We start from the raw sequence: 3938 nt of genomic DNA on the forward strand, positions 1-3938 counted from the left end.
AGAAGTGGAGGCGTCAAGCACCCCCACGATATGCCGCCTTCCCGATTCCCGCCGTCACCAACTTTCGGCGATAGCTCAACAGCGTTGAGGACACTTGCAAGCTTCCAGCCGAGATTCACCGCATCCTCGATCGCCGTGTTGTAGCCGAGACCGCCGGTGGGGATGAAGAGGTGGGCCGCATGAGGAGGAAGACCCTGCCCCGCTGCATGCTATCGGCCACCAGTGCATGGCCTGCGGTCCAGGTGAGAAATGAGAGAACCTCGCAAATATCGGCGCACCGCACGCGCGCTGAAAAGCGGTCTTCGCCTCGGTGACCTTGATCGCGTGCTGATTCCGCTCGATGCCGCCCACCATTCCGGAATGATCTCGCCCACTATTCCGGGATGATGTCGCCCGGGGGTGACGAGGCCTCTTCTGGCTCCGATACGGTCCCGCCTTTCGGCTTTGCGAAGGGGGGACCTGGATGCCGACGGAGAGGCTTGCGATGCGCCATGTGATCAGATTGAAGTCGGCCGGGATGCTGACCCGCGAGATTGCGCGGCGGGTGGGAACGGCGCCTTCAACGGTGCGGTTGACGATCCGTCGGTTCGAGGCGGCGGGGCTGACCTGGCCGTTGCCCGATGACGTCACCGACGCTGTGCTGGAGGCCCGGCTGTTCGCCAGCGCCGTTGCCGGTTCCGGCACGCGGCGGGGCCATCGCCGGCACGCGGAGCTGGCGCGATTGCCCGCCCGACTATGGCCCTTACACGACGATCTACAATGGGTTCAATCGCTGGGCTAAGCGCGGACATTGGCAGGCGATCTTTGAAGCGCTCGCCCGCTGCGGCAACGACGGCCTGACTTTGTCGATCGACTCCACCTCGATCAAAGCACATCGGTCGGCGGGCGGCGGAAAGGGGGGAGCATGAACAGGCGATCGGCCGCTCGCGCGGCGGGCGGACCACGAAAATCCGCGCGCTGAGCGACCCTGATTGCAAACCTTGCGCATTTCGTCTCACTCCGGGACAAGCCGCAGATATTGCCGCAGGGCCGGCCCTTTTGAAGCTCGCGCCGCCCATGTCTTCCCTCATTGGAGACAACGGCTGCGATGGCGATGGCTTTCGCGCCGAAATCGTCAATCGCGGCGCGAAACCCGTCATTCCGAACAAGTCCAACAGGGTGACCCTCCACAGCTTCAGCAAACGCGCCTATAAAGGACGCAATGTTATCGAGCGCTGCTTCTGCCGGCTCAAGGATTTCAGGCGCGTCGCTACTCGCTACGACAAACTTGCCAGAAACTTCTTGGCTGCCGTCCACCTCGCCGCCGTCGTGGCCTATTGGATCAATTGAGTCTGAACGCTGGTCGGCGGCGGCGCTGGGCCAGCTTGGCCGCACAACGGAGCGATCAGAAGACCACGACCATCTCGTCGAGGGTTTGCGCAAGGCCGAATGGAAGGGGTGAGGCGCCATTTTTGGGTCAGGAGGCGAGCTTCAATCGCGCCCACAGCATCCGCGCGATTGATCGTAGGCCTTGGCCGCGCCTTCCATGGCGCTTTCTCCCTAATACCTCGAGCCCGCCGCGATTGGTGGCGTCATTCGACGCCCCCATCCCCCGCCCCCCGGCAAGGTGCTCGCCCCGGGGGACGGTTGGCGGTCGGTTGGACTGCGCCGCGAGCTACTGCTGCACCAGCTTGATCGTTGAGACCGGCCACTTCCCAGGATGGCCTGCGACGGAGAGCCGCAAACCGTGCTCTTCGTCCAAAATAAAGTTGCTCGACGGTGCCCGCCTTACCGTCCGTAAGCACTACAGCCTTGCCGATCAATTCCGCCTCAGCTTGGTGATACTCCCGCAGAATTGCAGAGGCGCGTTCTTCTGCCCGGGGCGTAGCCTCAGAAACCACGAGCTCTCTTACGGACATACATGTCGAATGCGCCCGGTGCGCGTAGAATGGCCTTTTCCAATTCAATCCTGTTTCCAGCGAGCACGCACAATTGAAAACTGGCGGAAATGAACGGGGTTCCCGCCGGGAGGGATCTTCAAAGTCTGCGTCATACGGCCGCGACCCGTTGAGCAACACGAATGTGGCTGTCAAGAATGGCGTTCTGCTTCTGCGGCGAGGTGGTCGCGCAATCCCGTCGGGACCTCTGCGTCGGCAGGGGCATTGGCCGATGCCGGATGGAAGCCGCCGCAAGACCCGCGCCCCCATTGCGGTGACGACGTGGGCACGCCTGCGCGGCGGCCGATCGCACCAACGTGGACGTCGCCAAAATAAATCAGCTACGTCTCGCGGTGCGGATCGCACAGCGACGCCGGCGGATGAGGGCGGGCATGCGGTCGTGAAAGCATACCATCAGCCATTTCGATGAAAAGCGCCACTGACGACGACGGCGGCGCGTCGACGGAAGAGAACTGGGCATCATCGAGATAGATCTTGGTAGCGGGCACTGCATCCGGGTCGATGGCGACGTTGATGGAGACGCACTACGTCGCGTTCTCGATGCTTTGGTGCGCCGATGATCCCGGTTCCGACGGGCGCACGCGTGTGGCTTGCGACAGGCTACACGGACATGCGGCGAGGCTTTCCGACGCTGGCACTCCAGGTGCAGGAGGTGCTGCGCAAGGACCCGCTCAGCGGCGCCGTCACCGTCCGCCGGCTGAGCCGCTCAAGGTTATTGGCATCGATGACTGGGCCTGGCGTCGCAATCACCGATACGCCAGCATCGTCTGCAACCTGGAAAGGCGCCGGGTAGTCACCCTGCTGCCGGATCGTGAGCCCGCGACCGCCCGAGCCTGGCTCGCTGCGCATCCCACGATCGCAATCGTCGCCCGCGATCGTGGCGGCGGATATGGCGAAGCGGCAGCCAAAGCCTTGCCGCACGCGGTGCAGGTCGCCGACCGCTGGCATCTGATGGAGAACGCCAGTCGGGCCTTTCTTGACGCCGTCCGCAAATCGATGCGCCAGATTCGCACCGTCATCGGTGCAACCGCGATCGATCCCGCGCTGCTCACAGCCGCCGAGCGCCTCCAGTATGAAGGCTACCTGCGCCGCGAGGAGACCAATGCGGCCATCCTGGCTCTGTCGAAGAGCGGCATACCCATCAAGCAGATCGTGCGCCAGACTGGCCATAGCAGGAAGCTGGTACGGCAGGTGATCCGCGGCGAACGCACCGATGTTTTTCGGACCCGGCAAAGTTCGTTGGATCTGCATTTGCCATGGCTCGATAATCAATGGGTGTCCGGCTGTCGAAACGGGGCTGAACTCTGGCGCCGCCTAGCAGCGCGCGGCTTCCGCGGCTCGCTCCGCGTCGTCAGCGAGCGGTCATCTGTTTGTCTTCCGCGGTCGCCGAAGCGATCTTGTGAAGGTGATCTGGCACGATGGCCAGGGAGCATGCCTAGACTGGAGCGAGGGCGGTTCATCTGGCCTTCGGTTGCGGGCGATGCGGTGACGATCTCGCCGGCGCAGATGAGTTACCTGTTGTCCGGGATCGATTGGCGCAACCCGCAAGAAACCCAGCGTCCGACGCGGGTCGGATAGCCGTTTTGGGTTTGAATCTGCTGCTTGATCTGATTCAATGGCTTCATGATATCGAAGCCGGACGACCTTCCATCGGATCTTGTCAGTGCCCTGGCGGCGCTGCAGGCCGAGCGTGAGGCCCGGCTGCGAGCCGAGGCGATGGCTGCCAGCGCGCAAGCGGAGCTGTCAGATAACGCGGCGCTGATCGCGCATCTCGAACTGCGGATCGAGAAACTCAAACGCGAATTGTACGGGCAGCGCTCCGAGCGCACGGCGCGGCTGATCGAGCAGTTGGAATTGGAGCTCGAAGAACTCGCCACCACGGCGAGCGAGGATGAGCTTGCCGCGCGGGCCGCGGCGGCGAAAGCCCAGAGCGTGCGCGCCTTCACGCGCAAGCGGCCGGTGCGCAAGCCCTGGCCGGACGACATCGAACGCGAGCGAGTC

3 protein-coding genes and 4 pseudogenes are annotated in these 3938 nt (G+C 63.5%); 5 read left to right on the plus strand and 2 right to left on the minus strand.

From position 1 onward, the window contains the following. Nucleotides 1–396 (minus strand): annotated as a pseudogene (locus tag AC0L21_RS37690) (FAD-dependent monooxygenase); the annotation flags it as partial. A gap of 88 nt (nt 397–484) precedes the next feature. On the opposite strand from AC0L21_RS37690, the gene AC0L21_RS37695 reads away from it, so the two are divergent. Beyond that, complete coding sequence (locus AC0L21_RS37695; RefSeq protein ID WP_473267031.1) at nt 485–781, plus strand: helix-turn-helix domain-containing protein; 297 nt, start codon at nt 485–487, stop codon at nt 779–781. Next, nucleotides 714–1329, plus strand: a pseudogene (locus AC0L21_RS37700) (IS5 family transposase); the annotation flags it as partial. The gene AC0L21_RS37695 and the pseudogene AC0L21_RS37700, both read left to right, overlap by 68 nt. 325 nt (nt 1330–1654) lie before the next feature. Here the strand turns inward: AC0L21_RS37700 and AC0L21_RS37705 are convergent. After that, nucleotides 1655–1898, minus strand: a pseudogene (locus AC0L21_RS37705) (PRC-barrel domain-containing protein). Nucleotides 1899–2612: 714 nt separating this feature from the next. Here AC0L21_RS37705 and AC0L21_RS37710 point away from each other — a divergent pair. The 3 genes and pseudogenes from AC0L21_RS37710 to AC0L21_RS37720 form a co-directional block, all read left to right on the plus strand. Continuing rightward, nucleotides 2613–3296 (plus strand): annotated as a pseudogene (locus AC0L21_RS37710) (ISL3 family transposase); the annotation flags it as partial. 72 nt (nt 3297–3368) lie between these two features. Then, nucleotides 3369–3515, plus strand: a complete 147-nt coding sequence (gene tnpB, locus AC0L21_RS37715; RefSeq protein WP_473267035.1) for an IS66 family insertion sequence element accessory protein TnpB — start codon at nt 3369–3371, stop codon at nt 3513–3515. Nucleotides 3516–3560: 45 nt separating this feature from the next. Then, nucleotides 3561–3938: transposase domain-containing protein (locus AC0L21_RS37720; protein WP_473267033.1), on the plus strand; the 378-nt coding region annotated here is incomplete at its 3' end.

It is taken from the genome of Bradyrhizobium sp. WSM4873, from assembly GCF_055811355.1.